Annotated in this window: 17 protein-coding genes and 2 pseudogenes; 12 read left to right on the forward strand and 7 right to left on the reverse strand. The window is 41.0% G+C overall.

Features of this window, described 5'->3' with window-relative positions:
* Nucleotides 1-53: 53 nt before the first annotated feature.
* Nucleotides 54-902, forward strand: a complete 849-nt coding sequence (locus tag QR40_RS05340) for an AraC family transcriptional regulator (RefSeq protein WP_027296140.1) — start codon at nucleotides 54-56, stop codon at nucleotides 900-902.
* Nucleotides 903-932: 30 nt separating this feature from the next.
* Here the strand turns inward: QR40_RS05340 and QR40_RS05345 are convergent, their stop codons facing one another.
* The 6 genes from QR40_RS05345 to QR40_RS05370 form a co-directional block, all read right to left on the reverse strand.
* Nucleotides 933-2,186, reverse strand: coding sequence for an ABC transporter substrate-binding protein (locus QR40_RS05345; RefSeq protein ID WP_152614170.1), 1,254 nt, complete (start codon nucleotides 2,184-2,186; stop codon nucleotides 933-935).
* A 14-nt stretch (nucleotides 2,187-2,200) separates the two neighbouring features.
* Nucleotides 2,201-3,805, reverse strand: a complete 1,605-nt coding sequence (locus QR40_RS05350) for a helix-turn-helix domain-containing protein (RefSeq protein WP_044293785.1) — start codon at nucleotides 3,803-3,805, stop codon at nucleotides 2,201-2,203.
* 36 nt (nucleotides 3,806-3,841) lie between these two features.
* Nucleotides 3,842-5,674: a sensor histidine kinase gene (locus tag QR40_RS05355; protein ID WP_044293787.1), complete on the reverse strand. Its 1,833-nt coding sequence runs from the start codon at nucleotides 5,672-5,674 to the stop codon at nucleotides 3,842-3,844.
* A 191-nt stretch (nucleotides 5,675-5,865) separates the two neighbouring features.
* Nucleotides 5,866-6,636 carry an ABC transporter permease gene (locus QR40_RS05360; RefSeq protein WP_044293788.1) on the reverse strand — a complete coding sequence of 257 codons (771 nt, stop codon included), beginning with the start codon at nucleotides 6,634-6,636 and terminating at the stop codon, nucleotides 5,866-5,868.
* 1 nt (nucleotide 6,637) lies between these two features.
* Nucleotides 6,638-7,477 (reverse strand): ABC transporter ATP-binding protein, encoded by an 840-nt coding sequence (locus QR40_RS05365; protein WP_044293791.1) that lies wholly within the window; start codon nucleotides 7,475-7,477, stop codon nucleotides 6,638-6,640.
* 84 nt (nucleotides 7,478-7,561) lie between these two features.
* Nucleotides 7,562-8,212 (reverse strand): TetR/AcrR family transcriptional regulator, encoded by a 651-nt coding sequence (locus QR40_RS05370; protein ID WP_044293793.1) that lies wholly within the window; start codon nucleotides 8,210-8,212, stop codon nucleotides 7,562-7,564.
* A gap of 339 nt (nucleotides 8,213-8,551) precedes the next feature.
* Between QR40_RS05370 and QR40_RS05375 the strand changes: the two genes are divergently transcribed.
* From QR40_RS05375 to QR40_RS05405, 7 genes are all read left to right on the forward strand, one after another.
* Nucleotides 8,552-9,829, forward strand: coding sequence for an extracellular solute-binding protein (locus QR40_RS05375; protein ID WP_027296147.1), 1,278 nt, complete (start codon nucleotides 8,552-8,554; stop codon nucleotides 9,827-9,829).
* A 114-nt stretch (nucleotides 9,830-9,943) separates the two neighbouring features.
* Complete coding sequence (locus QR40_RS05380; protein WP_044293795.1) at nucleotides 9,944-11,311, forward strand: carbohydrate ABC transporter permease; 1,368 nt, start codon at nucleotides 9,944-9,946, stop codon at nucleotides 11,309-11,311.
* Complete coding sequence (locus QR40_RS05385) at nucleotides 11,308-12,147, forward strand: sugar ABC transporter permease (RefSeq protein WP_044289682.1); 840 nt, start codon at nucleotides 11,308-11,310, stop codon at nucleotides 12,145-12,147. The genes QR40_RS05380 and QR40_RS05385 overlap by 4 nt, the downstream gene beginning before the upstream one ends.
* A 141-nt stretch (nucleotides 12,148-12,288) precedes the next feature.
* Nucleotides 12,289-13,959, forward strand: coding sequence for an alpha-glucosidase (locus QR40_RS05390; protein ID WP_044293796.1), 1,671 nt, complete (start codon nucleotides 12,289-12,291; stop codon nucleotides 13,957-13,959).
* A gap of 143 nt (nucleotides 13,960-14,102) precedes the next feature.
* Nucleotides 14,103-14,489: an HsmA family protein gene (locus QR40_RS05395; RefSeq protein WP_044293798.1), complete on the forward strand. Its 387-nt coding sequence runs from the start codon at nucleotides 14,103-14,105 to the stop codon at nucleotides 14,487-14,489.
* A gap of 336 nt (nucleotides 14,490-14,825) precedes the next feature.
* On the forward strand, nucleotides 14,826-16,214 hold the full coding sequence (locus QR40_RS05400) for an ABC transporter substrate-binding protein (RefSeq protein WP_044293799.1): 1,389 nt from the start codon (nucleotides 14,826-14,828) through the stop codon (nucleotides 16,212-16,214).
* A 56-nt stretch (nucleotides 16,215-16,270) separates the two neighbouring features.
* The gene (locus QR40_RS05405) at nucleotides 16,271-17,152 is read left to right on the forward strand and encodes a carbohydrate ABC transporter permease (protein WP_044293801.1); all 882 of its coding nucleotides are present in this window, start codon (nucleotides 16,271-16,273) and stop codon (nucleotides 17,150-17,152) included.
* On the opposite strand, the pseudogene QR40_RS33010 reads toward QR40_RS05405, so the two are convergent.
* Nucleotides 17,127-17,243 (reverse strand): annotated as a pseudogene (locus tag QR40_RS33010) (DUF6783 domain-containing protein); the annotation flags it as partial. The gene QR40_RS05405 and the pseudogene QR40_RS33010 overlap by 26 nt on opposite strands.
* Between QR40_RS33010 and QR40_RS33015 the strand changes: the two are divergent.
* The 4 genes and pseudogenes from QR40_RS33015 to QR40_RS05420 form a co-directional block, all read left to right on the forward strand.
* Nucleotides 17,229-17,324, forward strand: a pseudogene (locus QR40_RS33015) (DUF6783 domain-containing protein); the annotation flags it as partial. The pseudogenes QR40_RS33010 and QR40_RS33015 overlap by 15 nt on opposite strands.
* Nucleotides 17,325-17,347: 23 nt before the next feature.
* Nucleotides 17,348-18,184: a carbohydrate ABC transporter permease gene (locus QR40_RS05410; RefSeq protein ID WP_052430710.1), complete on the forward strand. Its 837-nt coding sequence runs from the start codon at nucleotides 17,348-17,350 to the stop codon at nucleotides 18,182-18,184.
* A gap of 29 nt (nucleotides 18,185-18,213) precedes the next feature.
* Nucleotides 18,214-19,047 (forward strand): response regulator transcription factor, encoded by an 834-nt coding sequence (locus tag QR40_RS05415; RefSeq protein ID WP_044293806.1) that lies wholly within the window; start codon nucleotides 18,214-18,216, stop codon nucleotides 19,045-19,047.
* A gap of 76 nt (nucleotides 19,048-19,123) precedes the next feature.
* Nucleotides 19,124-20,857, forward strand: a complete 1,734-nt coding sequence (locus tag QR40_RS05420) for a cache domain-containing sensor histidine kinase (protein WP_160295775.1) — start codon at nucleotides 19,124-19,126, stop codon at nucleotides 20,855-20,857.
* Nucleotides 20,858-20,859 lie beyond the last annotated feature (2 nt).

Here is a 20,859-nt window from a genome sequence, read left to right on the forward strand (position 1 = left end):
AAGAGAGGATTTTATTCTTTAAATAAACTATGATGATAAAAGAGGTGATACAAATGGAATGGATAGAACAATTAAATGAAGCGATTAAATATATTGAAGACAGTCTGAGCAGGGAAATAGAAATCAAAAAAGCAGCTCAGATAGCCGGATGCTCCACATATCATTTCCAGCGGATGTTTTCTTATATAGCAGGTGTACCTTTAGCAGAGTATATCAGACGAAGGAGGATGACCCAGGCAGCTTTTGATCTGTGTAATGGAGATAAGGTTCTTGATGTGGCATATCGTTACCAGTACGAATCCCCTACGTCATTCAACCGTGCATTCCAGGGAGTCCATGGATTTCCGCCTTCTGCAGCAAAGCAGCAGGGCGTTACATTAAAGGCATACCCGCGTATCAGCTTAAAAATGGTGATTAAAGGAGAAGCGGAGATGGAATATCGTATTGAAAAAAAGGAAGCATTTCGAATTGTAGGAATGAAGGAAAGCTTAAGTAAAGAGCTGGAAGAGAATTTCAGGGAAGTACCGCAGATGTGGGCTAAGGCAGCGCAGACAGGCATTCTGGAGAAACTGGCCGGAATGATGAATCAGGAAGTCAAAGGAATTCTGGGAGTAAGCGCCTGCCTGGAAGAAGATAACTGGTGCTATTATATTGGAGTGGCTACAGACCAGCCTGCAATAGAAGGAACAGAAGAATACATGGTTCCGGCTGCTACCTGGGCTGTATTCTTTGGAACAGGTACCATGCCGGACAGCATCCAGGATATTGAAAAAAGAGCTGTGACAGAGTGGCTGCCAACTTCCGGATATGAATACGGAAATGCACCGGATATCGAATTGTATTTAAGTCCGGATCCTGCAAATGCTGTATTTGAGGTCTGGATGCCAGTTGTAAAGAAATAATCTATCTAAATGCAAATGGGATGCCTGCAGTTATTTATCACTGCAGGTATCCCATTCTTCGTCCAGTAAATTCGTGAGTTCTTTGTAATTTATACCATCCAATATATATTCCATAAAATATTTTTCTGCATTTTTATAAAAACGGTTAGGCCAGGTGCCGCTGGGGTCATCGATATACTGGTTTTTATCCACATATTTTTCGATATCCTTAGAAACGGTATCTTCCGGAATGGGGGCACAAATTACACTGGAAAAGGTCTTCGTACTGTCTACATAGATTTCTGCAGCTTCCTGTGTTGAGAGAAAATCCAGATACAGCTTTGCTTCTTTTGGATGTTTGGTGTCGGCGCTTATGGATAAATAATAGTCACAATAGTAACTGATCTTACTGCGTTCCGGATCATCGGAGACCGGCAGGGGAATGAATCCCAGTTCCACATCCTTATTATAGGTCTGAATGAGTGAAGTTGCCCAGGACCCCTGAAGCATCATGGCTGCGTCACCATTGGCAAGCATAGAACAGGCATCCATATAACCCACTTCAAATGCGGTATCGGTATTGCCATAGGCATAGACGTAATTCTTCGGTATATCAGCGATTAACTGCCACTGCGGGGTATCGGAAAAGGATACTTCTCCCTTGCTCCTTTTCTGATTCCAGTCGGGGTAAGTTCCATACACCGCATAAAAGGCGGGCCGCAGAGAAAAATGCCCAACCCACAGGTCTTTGTATCCAAGGGCAAAGGCCGCAATGTTTTTCGAAGCCAGCACCTGGTGGACTTTCGTGAGTTCTGACAGCGTCTTAGGGGGTGTCAGGTTATTTTCCCTGAAAACAGTTTTGTTATAAATTACGCCTACACCGGAATATCCAATGGGGAAAAAATAATCCCGTCTATCTTTTACGGTGTCAAAGGTTACCTTTTTTACCTTTTTCATAAAAGGTTCATCGGTCAGATCCATAAGAATTCCGGCATTTGCTTCAATGGTGGTAGCGGAATAGATATCCGGTGTCCGGTTCTGAGCCCTTCTGTTCTGCATGGTCAGGTCGAAATTGCTTGGTGTTTCATAGTGCACGGTAATATTCGGATATTTTTTGTGGAAAGCATCTGCCAGTTTTGTGTAGGCTTCCGGTGCTTCCTGGCGTCCATGCATAACATAAAGATTTACCTGATCTGCATCAGTGGTTTCAGAAGTGTCATCTGTGGCAGAAAGTGAAAAACTGCAGCCGGCAGTCATAATCAGGATCAAGACAATCATTAAAGTAAAATAAAAATATTTTTTCATATATAGATTTCCTTTCAACCCTCATTCTCCTTGGTATCCAGCTTCTCAATGAGCGTTGGCGAGCAGGCAAAGTATTTTTTAAATGCTTTGGTAAAATAATAAGGGTTTTCATAACCTGCCATTTCGGCAATCTCCTTAATCAGAAAGGAATCACTGGATAATAATTCTTTTGCCTTTTCCATTCTTATTCTGGTTAGAAAACTGCTGAAGTTTTCACCTGTTTCTGATTTGAACAGGCGGCTCAAATAAATATGGTTCATGTAGTATTTTTGGGCAAATGCAATGAGACTGATTTCTTCACCATAGTTTACTTTTACATATTCGCATATTTCTTCGATTACGTTTTTCCCCGCGGGAACTTTGGCTTTTTCGATTTCATCCAGAATATCGTGGAAGATCTTTATGAGATACTGGTTAATCCGGGCGGTGGAACACATCGGGGTGACAATATTTACCGTGTCTGATAATTCCGGGCATTTCATTTCTTTTTCAAAACATGCCTTTTCTAACTGCATGGCGGCACGTATCACGGCATTTTTATAAGTTGGAAGATGGTAGTAAGAAGCAGTTTTGGAAATAGAACCGATATGTTCTAAAAAAAGAGGGATCATTTTCCGGCTTCTGTTTTTGATAATGCCGCTCAGTAATTTTTCATCCAGGGTATAGGAGTAGGTTCTTAGGTTCAGCTCTTTGATATCATCGTAAAATATGATTTGGGGAAGCGGCTGGCTGATCAGTTCATAATCCAGCGCAGCCTTCGCCTGCCGATAGGAAAGAGGGATGGACTGATATCCTTTCACAAAGGTTCCTGTCCCGCTTTTCATGGTATAGCCCTTGGCATCCCCCAGTTTATGAAATTCTGAAAATATGGAAGTCCGATGAAGCGGACGTTGTGGTGTTCCCTCCCATAAAAGGATAAACTCTTCTTTACGATGACGGCTTTTAAATAAAATACATTCTTTTCGTGTAATTTTTTCTTCGATGAAAGAAGTCCACTCCATCAGTTCTTCCTCGGATAGGGGAGTAATGGATGCGCCGGGTTCCAACTTTGCCACATAGAGAATCTGTACAGTGAAATATTTATCATTTAATTCAAAACCTATCTTAGACAGTTCCTCAATAATTTTTTCTTTTCCAAAATCTTCGGAACTCACCAATGAATTTAATAATTTTTCCTGAAGAAGCGGTACGGTCTGCTGCATTTTTTCCTGTACCTCGATTTGCGCCAGGCGGTCTTTGCGTTTTGCATGAATCTTATCAATGGCTTTTCTCAGCACATTTCGAAGCTCCGTCTCTTCTACCGGTTTTAATAAGTATTCACATACAGAGGAATTGATCGCTTTTTTTGTATATTCAAAATCGGTATATCCGCTGATAATAATTTTTTCACAATCAGTATTTGAATCCATGAGATAGTCAAGCAGCGTACAGCCATCTCCGTTATTCATATTCATATCAGTAATGACCAGATCAACCGGATTGGTCTTTAAAAACTCAATGGCATCGGTGGCATTTTCGAATTCACCTGCAAACCCCAGATCGAATTCTTTCCATGGGACAAGGTTTATAATGCCTTTTCGTACCCAGTATTCATCCTCACATATGATAGTACGGATCATTTTTAGTGCCTCCTGTTCTTAATTACTTCTGCAAAATCACTCTGGTAATTCTTTCGTTTTATCCTTATCCAAGGGCAGTTTCAGAGTAATAACAGTCCCTTCATCCTGCTCGCTGTCGATCTCCAGCAGAACATTTTTGTTGTAGTAAAGGCGCAAACGTGCATAGACATTTTTTATACCGATACTGGGACTGCTGTCACTGTAAAAGCCTGTAGCAGGTGTAAGAAGTTCTGTTTGAATCTGCTGCAGCTTTTCGGCCGGAATTCCGGCACCATCATCTGAAATTTGAATGATAAGCCAGGGATCTTCTTCTGTAACCGTTAATAAAATAAAAAGTTTTTCGTGTGATGGGCAGAACCCATGCATAATTGCATTTTCGATCAATGGCTGAAGTGTTAATTTTAACAGTGGAAAATCAGCATATTTTTCATCGGACTGGATCTGGTAATCCAGTTTTTCCAGGTGGCGGATTTTTTGGATTTCCAGGTAATGTACCACATGTATCAGTTCATCCTGGATGGTAGTGGAGTTTTCAGCTGTTTTAATACTGTATCGCATCATTTTTCCAAGGGAATTAGCCATAGTGGTAATCTCGGGTATATGGTTAATGGATGCAATGCTGGCTATGGACTGCAGGATATTATAGAGAAAGTGGGGGTTGATCTGTGCCTGCAGAGCTTTAATCTGAGCATCCTTTTGCCGGGCAGTCAGAACGTACTCCTGTTCAATTAAATCATTGATCCGGTCCAGCATCGTATTAAAACTCACGGAGAGCTCACCCACCTCATCATTAGAAGTGATCTCAGCACGGATATCCATCTGGTCGTTGGAAACAGCTTTCATAGTTCCGGAAAGAGATTCAATGGGGGTAGAGATCCTTTTGGACAAAATCCAGGTAATGAAAAGCCCCAGAGTCAGCACCAGAACGCCGACTAAAATGCTGAGCATTGCCACATGACGGCTTTCACGGGTGTAGACGGATTTTGGTATGAGGGAAATAATCCGCCAGTTATTTACCTGAATGGGAACAGGAAGCGCCATGTAGGTATTCTGGGATAAGGTGAGATATCCAATCGTTTTGCAGTTTAACAGGGTATCTGCTGCGCCCGGAACCTGAGTCAGACCGGTATCTGTTGAATAGATTACCTCTCCGGTGTCTGTCATAATGATATTTTGCATCCCGTCGTAAGCATTTAGTCCTCTGGTTAGTTTTTTCAATACTTCCAGATCGATGTTAAAAAATAATAGTCCCTTATTCTGATAATTTGTATTGACATTAGCAGTCTTTCTGACCACGGTAATTACTTCTTTATTTACATCATTTGCCCCACGTTTGTAATAGAGCTCCTGGTGGGAGGGAAGATATAGAATATTTGCATTCTCATTTTCTTCCAACTTATTTACGGCTGTCTGAAACCAGGAAGGCGAGTCAGAAAATGAAAAATTGCGCTCAACATTCATTTCCCCGGCAATGCAGGAAATCAGCATGTCATTGGATGGGTTGATATAATTAATGCTGTGTATATAAAGGGAAGCTCCCAGTGGAGTGCTCAGCAGATCCGAAAGGTTATAGGTCAGCAGATAATTCTCCAATGGGGAAGCTTTACTGCTGGCATTATAAAGAGATGAAAAATTCGGACTGGTGGTTATGGAAGAATAAATCCGGTCTATTTCATCAAATATAACCTGGAAATCCTGATCAGCCAGAGTCGCCATCTGGTTATTTAATATTTTTGCATTCCGGTTGTTAGAACGGCTGGAGATCATGTAATTCAACGAAATAGTAATCAGCAGCAGGAACAGTACCAGAATAAAAAATATGGTAAATAATTTTGTGCGGATACGGTTAAAGCGGTATTTGGGTTTCAAGTTTCACATCCTTATCTTTGCTATGAAAAATGTATGATTGTTAAGTATAAAGGTATTTTAACATTTTAAGTCTGAGTTGGCAATGAACAGAAAATCGCCTAATCCGCCAATGATAAGTGGGATATCCGGTTGAAATAGAGCTGTGGTACTAATGAAATTGGCGATAAAGCCCAGTATAAATGAATGTACTTTTACGATAATTTTTGATTGTATGTCCGCATTGATAAAGTAAAACTCCCAATACTTAATACCACGCACCAGGCAAGTGCCAGCCATAAACTATTTCCCAAAGGCAAATCAAGTGTCAGGGCTCTCAAACTGTCAATAATGGGTGTCATAGGCTGTATCGCTGCAAACCACTGAATGCCGCCTGGCATAGTGTCTACGGGAGCAAACCCCGAGCTCATAAAAGGCAGAATAAAAAGGGGAAACAGTAGTCCGCTCGCTCCTTCTACCGATTTTGATATCATCCCGCATAGTACAGCGATTAAAGTAACTGTAATATTTATCAGCAAAAGAAATAATACTGCCAAAAGCCAATCTATAAATCCAGCTTGCGGTCTAAAGCCGAGAATGAGAGCAGTTATGATAATGACGGCATTTGAAATGAGACCTCGTATCACTCCAGCACCTGTATGACCAATTAACACGGCGGATTTTGATATGGACATACAGCGAAAACGGTCTATGATGCCTTTTGTCATGTCAGATGTAACATTCATTGCCGAGTATTGAGATGCCTGACCGATACTTTGCAAGATAATTCCCGGTACGATAAAATCAATGTAATTAAAATCCCCTACATCGGATATGCTTCCAAATACCGTACCAAATAAAACCATTAAAAAAAATGGTATTAAGGTTGCCGTCAGGAGTGTTTCGGGATTTCGCAAAGATATAATGAAACAGCGTTTAAACATGACCCATGCATCAAAAAAAATATTTACGTTAGATTTTTTCATATTAATTGCTCTCCTTTTTCTCATCAATCAGCGTTAAAAATACATCTTCTAAAGAGGGTAAGTTTTGTTCTATGCTGTCGGCAGCAATTCCATTTTCCGTTAAGAGTTTTATCGCTATACCGGCTTTTATCTCACTGTCAAAATTAAGCCGTACCCCTCTCTGGGGCATTTTTTCTTTCAGATACGTCGGTGTTCCCTCAGCGATGATTCTACCGTCATGTAAAATAGCAATATTATCTGCGAGATATTCAGCTTCTTCTAAATATTGTGTTGTGAGAAACACTGTTGTTCCTTTCATTGCTAACTCTTTTACCAGATCCCACATAGCAATGCGGTTTTGGGGGTCAAGTCCTGTTGTAGGTTCATCAAGAAAAAGCACATCGGGGCTGCCCATAAGACTCATTGTTATGTCAAGCCTGCGCCGCATACCTCCCGAATAGGTGGACACTTTCCGGTTGGAGGCATCCCCCAAACCCGAAAAAGACAGCCACTCATTAACCGTATTTTTAAGGTTTGGCAGACGTTTTAGCTGTCCGATAAGAGTTAGATTTTCTCTGCCTGTCAAAACTTCATCTACTGCTGTAAATTGTCCTGTAAGGCTAATACATTTACGTACATCATCGCCATTTGCTGCTACATCAAATCCGTTAATTACAGCTCTGCCGCCATCCGGTTTCAGCAATGTGGAAAGAATTTTAACAACTGTAGTTTTTCCCGCACCATTTGACCCAAGCAGGGCAAATATGCTGCCTTTTCCAATGGTAAAACTCACATCCTTCAAAACATGGTTTGACTTATAAGATTTTTTCAGCCTTGATACTTCAATTATTTTTTCTGACATTATTAACCTCCTTTTTATACATACGTATGTATGTTTAACCTGTAAATTTTACTGCCTAAAGAAAGGCAGTTAAAAATTATACTTTTATTCTTTTTTAAATTCAGAACTACCGAGTTTTAAATAAATCTCTTTCATTTCCTCATCCATTATAGGAAAGCCCAGCAATGTTGAGAGTTGCTCAAAGAACAAAACTTTATCGACATATTCCTCATAAGATACTTCAAATGCGTATGGACTAAGCCACGAGGCAGCAAGCCATGCAATCGTTTGTGATGTCTGTTTTGGAAAGACCACATTCATCGAGCCGTCTTTGTTACCTTCAATCACTAACTTCTCCATATAAGTTGCCATAACATTTACCTGGAATATCATCTCATTCTTAAAAACAACTGGATTGTTCGCTAACTTCTTCATCTGTGCTTTCATACTGTCACTTGCATCCAAATGGGAACGCAGACTAAGTTTGGCTATAAAGCGAAATTTTTCAAGAGCGTTAAGTCCTTCCTGTTTATCAGCAAGCAGATAAGGGTTATCACATTCAAAAGATTTATACATAACACTTGAAATCAATTCTTCCCGGGATTTGAAATAATGGTAAAATGCTCCCCGTGTAACACCGACCTCCTTTACAACATCTTCAACGTTTACATTCTCCATTCCCCTTTCAGAAAAAAGGCGCATAGCAGTTTCCAATATATTCTGCTTTGTTTTTTGGTCTGGATCATGGCGTGGCATAGTATCACCTCCTGTACATACGCATGTATGTTGTTTTGATTATAGCTGTCAGTCTTAGTTTTGTCAATGGCATTTGAAAAAAGTTACGTTGATTTATTTGGCATGGCATTTGAAAAAAGTTACGTAGATTCTGATTTTCTATGTCCATGTAGTTTATAAAAGAATAGTCATGGCCAGCCGGAAACAGAACAATAAGTGGAGGGAAACCCCATACAGCCATGAAAAGTTTATTTTGTTCACTACCAAAGTTTATTTAGTTCATTTTAAACAGGCGGATGAAAAGTTATAATTACCTCAGAAAACAGGAGAACATCCAAATGAAAAGGAAGGTAAGGAATTATGAAAAGAACAGTTAAATTCACAGCTCTTGCATTATCGGTTATGATGGCGGGCGGTCTGCTTGCAGGATGCGGAGGCAACAGTAAGTCTTCGGCAGAGGCGGCTACCGCAGCCGGTACAGGATCAGCAGTCAGCACAGACAGTAAGGACGTGACGTTAAAGGTGTGGGCAGATCAGGATGTACTGGATATTACCAAGGATCTGGTAGAGCAGTTTAAAGCAGCTCATCCGGAAAAGAATTATACCATCGATGTTGTATTTTCAGAAAGCGGCAAGGCGGAAGAAGAGGTGAAGAAAGATCCGGAGGCTGCAGCAGATGTAATCGCATTACCTCATGATCAGCTGGGACAGCTTGTAGAGGCGGGCACCTTATACGAAAATACCAAGTATGCAGACAGAATTAAGAGTGAAGATACGCCGACAGCGTTGGATGCGGCTACCTATAAAGATACTGTTTATGGCTACCCGTATGCAGTAGAAGCAATGTATCTGGTTTATAACAAATCCATGCTTACGGAAGAAGATGTGAAAACATTTGAGGGAATAACCGCAAAGGCTAAAATCGGATTAAATGTAGCGGAAGAAGGTACCAACTATACAGTAGCACCGATGTATATTGCAAACGGATGTAAGCTTTTCGGAGATAATGGGGAAGACATTGCAGATACCACTTTTAATTCCGAACAGGGTGTAAATGTAACAAAATGGATTGCTTCTCTAAAAGATAATAAAAACGTGGTTGCCTGCAATGCAGATGCTATGAATAAGTTAAAATCCGGTGAAATCGCTGCTATGGTAACCGGCCCCTGGGGAAAAAAGGATATTACAGATGCCCTTGGAGAAAACCTTGGGGTAGCTGTTTACCCAACTGCTGATTTTGGAGATGGTGCCGTTCAGCTGCGCTCTTTCCAGGGAGTTAAATTACTGGCTGTAAATGCAGCTACCAAATATCCGTTAGATGCAATGGAACTTGCTGATTTCCTCTCAAACCAGGAAAGCCAGAAAGCACGTTTTGAAGGAAATGGTAATATTCCATGCAATAATGCATTAAGAGAATCAGATGAAGTAAAAAATGACATGATCTCCGGCGTTGTTTCTGAAATGACCCAGGAAGACTATACCGTATTAATGCCAAAACTTTCTGAACTGCGTTCCTTCTGGGATATTCTGGATCCGATTATTATCGATGCATATGCAGGTAAATTATCAGATGCAGATATTCAGACGAAACTGGATGCCCTGGTAAATGATACCGCCAGTGCCGCTGCTGCCAATTAATAAGTCAGGCAGGGACCCGGCACAATTATTTTTCAGATTCGGTAAGCGCGCATCTGTCAAAGCATAGGCCGGTCATGAAGATTCATGGCTGGCCTTTTCAGAGGAGATAAGGATATGCAGACAAAAAAGAAAAGAAGAGGAAATCCAATTAAAAATTATATAAATGGATTTAAAAACGGGGATCTGTCCGTTCGTTTATCTTATTTTATCATGGGAAGTGCCAATCTGATGAATCATCAGATCATAAAAGGTTTACTGTTTCTAGCCATAGAAGCAGTGTTCCTTCTCTACATGATATTTAATGGGGCAGCTGCCCTTGGCGGACTGGTAACCCTTGGGGTGCAGTCGCAGGGGTGGGTCATGGATGAAAATCTGGGCATTAAGGTACAGGTCCAGGGAGATAATTCTATGTTGTTTATGATTTATGGACTGGCAACTGTGATCATCATCGCACTGTTTATCGCAGCTTATTTTGTAAATATAAAAAGCGCCCGGAATATCCAGATGCTCAAAGCGTCAGATAAGAAAATACCTTCCTTTACGGAGGATATTCATTCCTTGCTGGACAGCCGCTTTCACATTTCATTATTAGGACTGCCCACAATTGCTGTATTAATTTTCACTATTTTGCCGCTAATGTATATGATTTTACTGGCATTTACAAGCTATGACCACAATCATCTGCCGCCAAAGAACTTGTTTGGCTGGGTTGGATTTAGCAATTTTGGTTCTATGCTGGGCGGAAATATTGCCGGTACTTTCTTCCCGCTATTAGTTTGGACACTGATCTGGGCACTTTTGGCTACTGTTACAAACTTTCTGGGCGGAGTTATACTGGCGCTTTTGATCAACAAAAAAGGTATTCGTCTTAAGAAATTTTTCCGTACGATTTTCGTAACCACAATTGCAGTGCCTCAGTTTGTATCTCTTCTGATTATGAGAAATATGCTTCATGCATCCGGGCCGTTGAATACATTATTGCAGAATATTGGTTTGATCGATCAGCCAATTCCATTTTTAACAGATCCACTGGTAGCAAAATTCTCGGTTATTATGGTAAATATGTGGGTCGGCATTCCATTTACCCTGATTGTAGTAACCAGTATTTTAACGAATCTGCCGGAGGATCAGGTGGAAGCGGCCAGAATGGATGGTGCCAATACCTTCCAGATTTTCAGAAAGATTACGCTGCCCCAAATCTTTTTTGTTATGACGCCCTCACTGATTCAGCAGTTTGTCGGTAATATAAACAGCTTCAACGTTATTTACCTGCTGACCGGAGGAGCACCGCTTAACAGTAACTTTTATGCGGCGGGAGATACGGATCTGCTGGTAACATGGTTATATAAACTGACGGTAGAAAAGGCGGACTATAACCTGGCGTCTACCATCGGTATCATAACCTTTGTCATATGTGCAGTATTCTCGCTGATTACATATACCAGATCAGCTGCGTACAGTAAGGAGGATATGTATCAATGAAACTGAAAAATAAATTAGGCAATACGATCACTTACATCATACTGATTGCACTTAGTATACTTTGGATATTCCCCATTATCTGGATCGTTCTGACATCATTCAGAGCGGAGAGCGGACAATTTGTTTCCTACTTTATACCAAAGGGATTTACCCTGAACAATTATAAAATGCTTTTTACCATGAGTGAATATCCTTTTTTCAGATGGTTTTCCAATACCTTGATCGTGTCGGTGGCATCCTGCCTGTTAAGTACATTTTTAACCACATCCATGGCATATGTATTATCCAGGCTGAGATTCCGCATGAGAAAACCGATCATGAAAATAGCCCTGGTTCTGAATATGTTTCCGGCATTTATGAGTATGATCGCAGTTTATTATATTTTAAAAGCGATGGATCTGACACAGAGTCTTCTGGCATTGGTACTTATTTATTCTTCCGGTGCGGCACTTACCTTTTATGTGGCAAAAGGATTTTTTGACACCATGCCAAAAGCACTGGATGAATCGGCGAAGATTGATGGGGCAACCCAGTTTCAGGTATTTACCAAGATCATATTTCCATTGTCAAAGCCTATGATTGTTTATACGGCACTTACTGCATTTATGGCACCGTGGATGGATTTCATTTTCTCCAAGGTTATCATGGGGGATAAGCTTGAGAACTATACGGTTGCGATTGGATTGTACACGATGATGACAAAGTCAAGTTCTAATACGATGTTTACGGTATTTACTGCTGGGTGTGTGATTATTGCGATTCCTATTTCGCTGCTGTTCATCTATATGCAGAAATATTATGTGGAGGGTGTAACCAGCGGAGCCGTTAAGGGCTAAGTGCATTGCGGATGCATACATTGGATTATCATTCCGCCAACAGCGGAGCAGTTAAGGGCTAAATGCATTGGCAGGAATGAATCAGCAGATACACTTAAGTTCAAAGTTTAGGCGCAGAGTTATGCGCAGATGGAGGATAAAATGCTTAAAAAGTGGTGGCATAATACAATTGGATATCAGATTTATCCAAAGAGCTTTCAAGATACCAATGGGGATGGAATCGGTGATATCAGAGGGGTTATCCGGCATTTGGACGATTTGCAGGATCTGGGGATCAATGTAATCTGGTTATGTCCGATATACAAATCCCCGATGGTGGATCATGGTTATGACATTTCCGATTACGACAGGATCGACCCGATGTTTGGAACAAATGAAGAGATGGAAGAACTGATACTGGAAGCAGATAAAAGAGGAATCAAAATACTGATGGATCTGGTGGTAAATCATACGTCAGACCAGCACGAATGGTTTCAAAAAGCAATGGCGGATCCAGACAGCGAATATGCGGATTATTATATTATAAAAGAAGGGGATGGAGATAACCCGCCCAACAACTGGCGCTCTATTTTTGGCGGCAGTGCCTGGGAAAAAATTGGAGATACCAATAAGTACTATCTGCATCTTTTTACAAAAGGCCAGCCGGATCTGAATTGGGAAAATCCAAAACTGAGGGAAATCATCTACGATATGGTAAATCGGTGGCTGGACATGGGACTTAGGGGATTTCGCATCGATGCAATCAGCCATTTAAAGAAAAACTTTGCATATGTCAACCAGCCGGCAGATGGACCGGACGGGCTTGCCAGTGCCTGGGATTATTTCCGCAATGCAAAAGGACTAAATGTCTTTCTGAATGAGTTAAACGAAAAGACCTTTAAGCCTCACAATGCTTTGACAATCGGAGAGGTGGACGATGTCAGACCGGAAGAACTGGGGGAATTTATCGGAGACGATGGTTATTTTTCCACGATCTTTGATTTCTGCCATACGCAGTTTCACGTAAAGGATAAAGAATGGAAAGACCGTCCGTTAGAAATGGTTCATGAACTGAGAGAGCGGCTGTTTGCAAAACAGGATTACGCGAAAGGCCATGGTCTGATGTGTAATTTTACAGACAATCACGATACCTCCAGATCTGTGGAGCGGTTTATACCGGAAGAGTATATCAGTTTCTATAGCGAATCTTTGCTGGCTTCGGTAAACTTTTTCCTGAGAGGAATTGTATTTTTATACCAGGGGCAGGAAATTGGAATGCGGGATTACCAGAAAAAATCGATTAACGAGTTTCTGGATCTGGCAACCTTCAACAATTATAATGGATACCTGCTAAAAGGTATGACGGAAGAAGAGGCATTGGAAAAAGTCAACAACGAATGCAGGGAACACAGCCGGACTCCTATGCAGTGGAACGACAGGAAAAATGCAGGGTTTACGGAGGGAACTCCATGGTTCGAAGTAAATCCGAACTACCGCAGGATAAATTATGAGGCACAGAAAAAAGATGAAAACTCCCTGCTTTCTTATTACAAAAAGATGATAGCCTTAAGAAAAAGGGAAGATCTTGAAGAAGCTTTTATTTATGGCGATACCATTCCACGGTATGAAGACCAGGATGGAATCATTGCTTATGAAAGAAGATATGAAGGAAAACGGATACTGGCGATCCACAATTGTAATGCAAGGGAAATCAGGCTGCCGTTAGAAGATGAAATTGGAGAAATACTTTTGAACAATTATGAGAAATTGAATGTCGGGGAAGGCAATGTTGTTCTGAGTGGGTTTCAGAGTGTGATAACGAAATTAATATAGATAAGAAAATCAGCCTGGGAGGAAGATATCTCCGGCTGATTTTTAATTGTAGTGAATATGGATTTATCTAAAAGATTTGACAAATGATAATTTATATCATATAATGAACAATGTTCAAGTTGAATATAAAGGAGATAGTACATATGGATGTAAAATTAATTTTAGCTATAATTACGATTACTCTGGCACTGATATTTTATACAATCGGCGTTTTTTCAGAGCGAAAGGCACATGTTTTGCGCAAGCCTCATGTCATCATATTCTGGCTGGGCCTGGTGTTTGATACCACAGGAACTACCATCATGAGTACCATTGCAGGAAGTAAGCCAGGTACTGGTGGCATAAATCTCCATGGAATTACAGGCGCTCTGGCAATTGCCCTGATGCTGTTCCATGCAGTATGGGCAACGATTGTTCTGGTGAAAAAGGATGAGCAGAAACAGGAGAATTTCCACAAATTCAGTATTTTTGTCTGGGCGGTATGGCTGGTGCCTTATGTGCTGGGTATGATAGTTGGAATGGGGAATTAAAGAGAACTGTTTTCTGAGAAGATTGAAAAATGAAACCTTTTCGGAAACATTATCTGGTAAATTTAAACAGGAAAGATCTGCGGTATGATATGGCTGGGAAAGCTAATCATACCGCTTTTTTTATTTTTTAGTAAAGAGGTTGATATGGTAAGACTACTCTGTTTTATATTTTAAACATTTTTGGTTATCCATCTACCTGTTTCGTTAATGTGATGTAATATATAATAAAATTATCTTAAAACAAAAACAGATATCAAAAGGAATCGATGTGGTGAACCTGAAAATGTGTTAAAACAAGGAAAATGAAAAACGAATTATGAAAGGAAGAGACAGGGTATGAAAAGAAGATGGATGAGTTTAATATTTACAGGGATTGCGGCAATGGCAGCCGTAGGTATGCTGGCAGGATGCGGAGGCAATGGGGCTGACAGCCAGGTCTCCCCGGATGGGAAGAGCAGCAAAACGGGAAGTGAGATGTCAGAAAACCTGGATAGTGGGAATACGGGAGAAGGTGTAAAAACAGGAGATGGACCGGCGCTGACAGCTATGTGCGTTGGAAGCGCAGCTGATGCATATCGGGAGACGTATCAGGAAATTGCTGATGAGTTTTCAAAGGACAATGAGTGGGGAGCCACGGTAAATATAGAGTTTTATGAGAACGAACAGTACAAAACAAAATTGACAACGCTTATGGCTTCTAATTCTGTGCCCGATATATTTTTTACCTGGGAGTTGGATTATTTAAAACCATTTGTAGAGGGCGGCAAAGTGGCATCCCTTCAGGAAGCGGTGGAAGGAGATGACAAGTGGAAGAACAGTTTTGCAGAAGGGGTACTGGATCCGGTGACTTATGATGGAAAACTATATGCAATACCAACCCAGAAGTCCTTTTGTGTCATGTTTTACAATAAAAAGATATTCGAAGAGAATCAGGTAAGCGTTCCAGAAACCTATGAAGAATTTCTGGATGTATGCGAAACCTTAAAAAATAACCAGGTTACGCCAATGATACTGGCAGCTACTGATTCCTGGATTCCGGCGCAGTTTGTGCAGCAGATATCAAACGGAATAGCAGGAATGGATTTGTATGATGGCGTCTGTGACGGAACGAGAAAATGGAATGATCCGGCGCATGTGGAAGCTTCCAATGAAGTACAGAGTATGATAGATAAGGGATATTTTCAGGACGGAATGCTTGGTATGACAGCAGAAGAAGTACAGTCTCAGTTTAAACAGGGAAAGGCGGCTATGTATTTTCAGGGAGCATGGGATGCATCCACAATTCTGGATAAGAATACCAGTTCCATCACCGATTGTGTAGGTGCATTTACACTCCCGGCAAAGAATTCCCAATTCAATAATATTTCAGTTGGATCGGTAGATACCTGCTTTGCCGTTGCGGAATCCTCATCCAACAAGGAGATTGCAGTTGCATTTTTGAAATACTGGACCTCCAAACAAAGTGAAGAGAAACTGCTTTATGAGATGGGAAGGCTGCCATCTTTAAAATTAGAAGTAGATGATTCTAAGATTGACCCACTGGTTGCTGAGATTATCAGCTTATCAAACCAGGCAAAGGGTCTCACACCCTGGTGGGACAGAGCCTTTGGGGCCGGAGAAGGTGTGGAATTTAATAATCAGTGTCTGGCGGTATTCGGAGGTTCCGATCCAAGAAAAGCATTTGATGAACTGCAGGCATTTGCAGAAGAAAATGCAGACCGCTAAAAGTTTAAACCTTTCTGTCGAAGCGGCAGTTAATCAGGCTTAAGGAGGCTGTTAATATGGACAAAATTTTAGGAAATAAAAAAAGTATTGCAGTATTTGTACTTCCGGCATTTTTAATCTATGGTGTATTTTCTCTGATACCGATATTTTATAATATTTATATCAGTTTATTTCAGACTGATCTGATGAGTCCGGGAAAATTTGTGGGATTGAAAAATTATTTGAATCTGTTTAAAGATTCTACCTTTTTAACGGCTCTGCGCAATAATATTTTCATGGTAATCGGTTCCTTAATTGCCCATCTGCCGCTGGCATTAATTTTTGGAAATATTCTGTTTCAAAAGATAAAAGGAAGTCATTTTTTCCAAATAGTATTCTTTTTGCCCAGTGTTATATGTGGGGTGGCAGTGGGACTGATGTGGTCTTTTATTTATAATTCGGAATTTGGGCTTCTGAATAAACTCCTTGAAGTTCTGGGATTTGGCAATGCTCAGCAGGCATGGCTGTCCAACCCCCGGATTGCACTGTTTTGTATTATTATTGTTGTCATGTGGCAGTTCGTTGGGTATCACATGATTATACAGATAGCTGCAATGAAAAATATACCAAGTTCCCTGTATGAAGCGGCTGAAATCGATGGAGCCAGCAGATGGATACAATTTTGTTCTATTACTTTTCCACTCATTAAAAATATATTAAAGGTGGATGCAGTGTTGATTATTACAGGGTCCCTGAAATATTATGATCTGGTGGCGGTTATGACCGGCGGAGGCCCAAACCATGCAACCGAATTAATGTCTACTTATATGTTTTATCAGGGATTTCGGACATTAAAATACGGATATTCAGCAGCAATTGGTGTTATTTTACTTGTTTTATGTATCTGTGCCGTTGCAGTTTCGAATTTGATTTTCAAATCGGATCCAGTTGAATACTAGAGCGTGTTTTTAAATTCATTCCCGCCATCTGCACGCCCCACTTTGCGGTATATTTGCCCCGAATTCAGGTTACGTAGCCCGCTACGTGCCCTTCATTCGGGACAAATCTCCCACAAACTGTGACGCACAGCTGCCAGAAAGCAATTTTAAAACACGCTCTAGTGTTGCATGATGGTTTTGAAAGGAGGAATAAAGATGAGGATAAATGGAAAAGACAAGATGTTTTTCGCATTTAAGTATACAGGGCTGGGGCTATTCACACTTACCTGTATTTATCCGATTATATGGCTGTTAATCAGTTCGTTTAAGACCAATGATGAGTTATTTGCCAATCCCTGGGGCATGCCGGAAGCCTTTGGGTTTAAGAATTATATTTCTGCGATGGTGGATGGAAAGATTGGGACATATTTTACAAATTCTGTTATAATTGCAGTAATAGCGGTATTAGCCGGAGCGGTCTTAAGTTGTATGGCTGCCTATGCAATATCACGGATGAAATGGAAGCTCTCCGGAATAATGATGAATATATTTTTGCTGGGTATGATGATACCTGCATATGCAACGATTATCCCGTTATTTAATATGTTTAATAAGGTAAACTTGTTGAACACCCATGCTTCGGTGATTATTCCCCATATAGCCAACAGCTTTCCAATGGCTATCTTCATACTAACCGGATTTTTTCTGTCAATTCCCCGTGATATTGAAGAAGCAGCAGTAATGGATGGGTGCAGTATCTACCGTATTTTCTACCAGATCATTATGCCCATCTCCAAATCCTCTGTTGTGACGGTAGCTGTGATTGTATTTATCAATATCTGGAACGATCTTCTGCTTCCTCAGATATTTCTGACAGACCAGTCAAAAATGACGCTTCCAGTGGGACTTACTGCTTTTCAGGGGCAATATGCAACGGATTATACAGCGATGATAGCTGCAGTTGTGATTACCATTATCCCCAGCGTGATTGTATACATTCTATTACATCGAAATATTATGGAGGGAATGGTGGCAGGGGCAGTAAAGGGCTGAGGAAGGATACAGGAAAAGGGGGAATATCATTGAAACTGCTGGTTGCAGATGATGAATTTATTATACGCCAGGGAATTTTATCCATGGACTGGAAAGCAGAGGGGTTTGAACAGGTCTTAAGTGCACAGAATGGGCAGGATGCCAGAGAATTGCTGGAGAGAGAAGAGATTGACATTATTATCAGTGATATCCGCATGCCTGGGCTGTCAGGTCTTGAGCTGGCGGGGTATATCCGGGAATACCAGAAGAGTACCATGGTAATACTGCTCACCGGATTCAGTGATTTCCAGTATGCACAGGAAGCAATCAGGCAGCAGGTATATGATTACATATTAAAACCAATTAAGACGGATGAATTAGCTGCTTCGGTGAGACGTGCCGTAAGTATTCTGGAACAAAAAAGATATTCCAGGAAAGTAGTCCGGGAACACGAAGATATGGTGGGGGCTTTTGATGCTTCAGAGCAAATACTTTACAGTTTCCGGGGGGCAAATCCTCAGGTTATGGATATGCTGACTTATATTGCGCAGAATTACAGCGGAGATATTACACTGAATGCACTGGCTGAACAGTATCATTTCACCGCGATCTATCTGTCAAGGTTGATAAAAAGAGAAACTGGCTACTCCTTTGTGGATATCCTGACTGGTATCCGCCTTATGAATGCGGGGTATCTGCTAAAGGAAAATAAACAGAAAATCAATATGATCTGCGACAGAACAGGATTCCATGATTCCCGCTATTTCAGTCAGGTGTTTAAGCGGATATTTGACAGCACGCCGGGAGAGTACAGGAAGAACCCGGGGATACAAAAGGATTATTCAATCAGAGAAATTCTGGACATGATGGACAGGAAAAAATAAGAGGTACAGCAGTATTACAGATTTTCTGTAATATGCCATGGGGTTAATCATGCAAAGAAAGCACAGATTCAAGGATATGAGGCTGAAAGAAAAGCTGATTCTGACATTTTCGGTATTGGTTATCATTTCCAGCGCAGGTATTTCGTTTGCTTCAATGGCTGTATTCCAAGCGGTTTACAAAGAAAAGTCCAGGCAGTATATCATGGATATTACCAGACAGACAACAAATAACCTGGAAAATAATATTGATGAAATGGAGACCATTACTTTTAATACATTGAAAAACACTAAGATTCAGGAGCAATTGGGCATAGTCAATACGAAAACGCTGTCTGAATATGAGAAGCTGCTGGTAAAAAGGTCAGTGGAGGAAGAACTGATCGGAGATGCCCTCTATAATAAAAACGTAACTTCCCTGAGCGTTATTTCCCTGACGGAGGAAGCGTTTACGGTACAAAAGCAGGTTGGAGAGCAGGTCATACAGATGTTCTCCGGAAATGAAGTCTTTGATGCGAAGGGCTCCACCCTCTGGAAACTGACAGATGACGGGCAGAATGGAATCTGTATTGAGCGGGCTATTTATGACTTTAAAACACAGCGTCCCATTGGAATCATCGATCTCGTCTGCGAAGAGGCATATTTCTCCGATATTCTGGAAGATATATCAAATACGTACACCAGTGGTACTTACATTGTGGATACAGATGGAATAGTAGTGGCATCCAACAACAGGAAGCATGTGGGAAGTTATTTTCCGGTGGAACTTGAAAGGCTGCAGAATATGGAAAATGATTCACGGGCAGAAATCAATGAAGTGGATTCCTACCTTTATACCGGTGAAAAAATGCCCAATGGATGGATGCTGGTTACAACGGTAGCAGTTGGAGAAATACAAAAAGATATCCGGTATTTTGCGCTTTTTTCAGGCGGGATAGCTTTGCTGGCCATAGTAGTGGCTGTGGTTGCAATTATTTTGATGATCAGGCATATTACCTTTCCCCTGGGACAGTTGAGCAAAAGTATGACGGCAGTGGGACAGGGGGATTTTTCAGGCCGGGTGCACATTGCGGGCAATGATGAAATCGGAAGTCTGGGAAGAACCTATAATGATATGGCTAAGAACATAGAAACCCTGATTGAAAAGGTATATAAAATGGAGATATCCCAAAAGCAGGCGGAGATTGAATTTCTTAAAATGCAGATTAATCCCCATTTTCTATACAATACCCTGGATACCATCAGCTGGATGGCAAGAAGCGGAGGAAATAATGACATCTCCGATATGGCGGTTACCCTGGCGGATCTGCTTCGGGCGACTATTAAGCAGGATAGTTTCATAACAATTGATGAGGAATTAAAAAGTGTGCGGAATTATCTGTTTATTCAAGAATACCGTTTTGGGGATAAGGTAGAAGCCTCTTATCAGATTGATAACCTGACAAGGGATTATATCATTCCAAACTTCATTTTGCAGCCATTGGTAGAAAATGCCATTATACATGGACTGGAACCAAAACTTGGAAAAGGAAATCTGAATATTGAAATCAGAATGCAGGAGCAGGGTATCTTTTTTTGCGTGAGCGATGACGGAGTTGGAATGACACCGGAAGAGGTGCGCAGAACCTATGAGCAGTGTGAAAGAGATGATGGCAGGGAATCTATTGGAATCAAAAATGTATACCGCCGTCTGAAGATTTATTATGGGGCAGAAGGGACTTTAAAAATAGAAAGTGCCAAAGATGAAGGGACAAAAATTACTTTCTGCCTGTCCCTGAAGAAGTTAAATGAGCAGTTGGAGAACGAAATATAGTG

This window comes from Robinsoniella peoriensis, assembly GCF_000797495.1.
Classification (GTDB): domain Bacteria; phylum Bacillota; class Clostridia; order Lachnospirales; family Lachnospiraceae; genus Robinsoniella; species Robinsoniella peoriensis.

Coding starts and splice junctions, on each gene's coding strand:
- QR40_RS05340 (WP_027296140.1), top strand. CDS start 54: ATGGAATGGATAGAACAATTAAATGAAGCGATTAAATATATTGAAGAC.
- QR40_RS05345 (WP_152614170.1), bottom strand. CDS start 2,186: ATGAAAAAATATTTTTATTTTACTTTAATGATTGTCTTGATCCTGATT.
- QR40_RS05350 (WP_044293785.1), bottom strand. CDS start 3,805: ATGATCCGTACTATCATATGTGAGGATGAATACTGGGTACGAAAAGGC.
- QR40_RS05360 (WP_044293788.1), bottom strand. CDS start 6,636: ATGAAAAAATCTAACGTAAATATTTTTTTTGATGCATGGGTCATGTTT.
- QR40_RS05365 (WP_044293791.1), bottom strand. CDS start 7,477: ATGTCAGAAAAAATAATTGAAGTATCAAGGCTGAAAAAATCTTATAAG.
- QR40_RS05370 (WP_044293793.1), bottom strand. CDS start 8,212: ATGCCACGCCATGATCCAGACCAAAAAACAAAGCAGAATATATTGGAA.
- QR40_RS05375 (WP_027296147.1), top strand. CDS start 8,552: ATGAAAAGAACAGTTAAATTCACAGCTCTTGCATTATCGGTTATGATG.
- QR40_RS05380 (WP_044293795.1), top strand. CDS start 9,944: ATGCAGACAAAAAAGAAAAGAAGAGGAAATCCAATTAAAAATTATATA.
- QR40_RS05385 (WP_044289682.1), top strand. CDS start 11,308: ATGAAACTGAAAAATAAATTAGGCAATACGATCACTTACATCATACTG.
- QR40_RS05390 (WP_044293796.1), top strand. CDS start 12,289: ATGCTTAAAAAGTGGTGGCATAATACAATTGGATATCAGATTTATCCA.
- QR40_RS05395 (WP_044293798.1), top strand. CDS start 14,103: ATGGATGTAAAATTAATTTTAGCTATAATTACGATTACTCTGGCACTG.
- QR40_RS05400 (WP_044293799.1), top strand. CDS start 14,826: ATGAAAAGAAGATGGATGAGTTTAATATTTACAGGGATTGCGGCAATG.
- QR40_RS05405 (WP_044293801.1), top strand. CDS start 16,271: ATGGACAAAATTTTAGGAAATAAAAAAAGTATTGCAGTATTTGTACTT.
- QR40_RS05410 (WP_052430710.1), top strand. CDS start 17,348: ATGAGGATAAATGGAAAAGACAAGATGTTTTTCGCATTTAAGTATACA.
- QR40_RS05420 (WP_160295775.1), top strand. CDS start 19,124: ATGAGGCTGAAAGAAAAGCTGATTCTGACATTTTCGGTATTGGTTATC.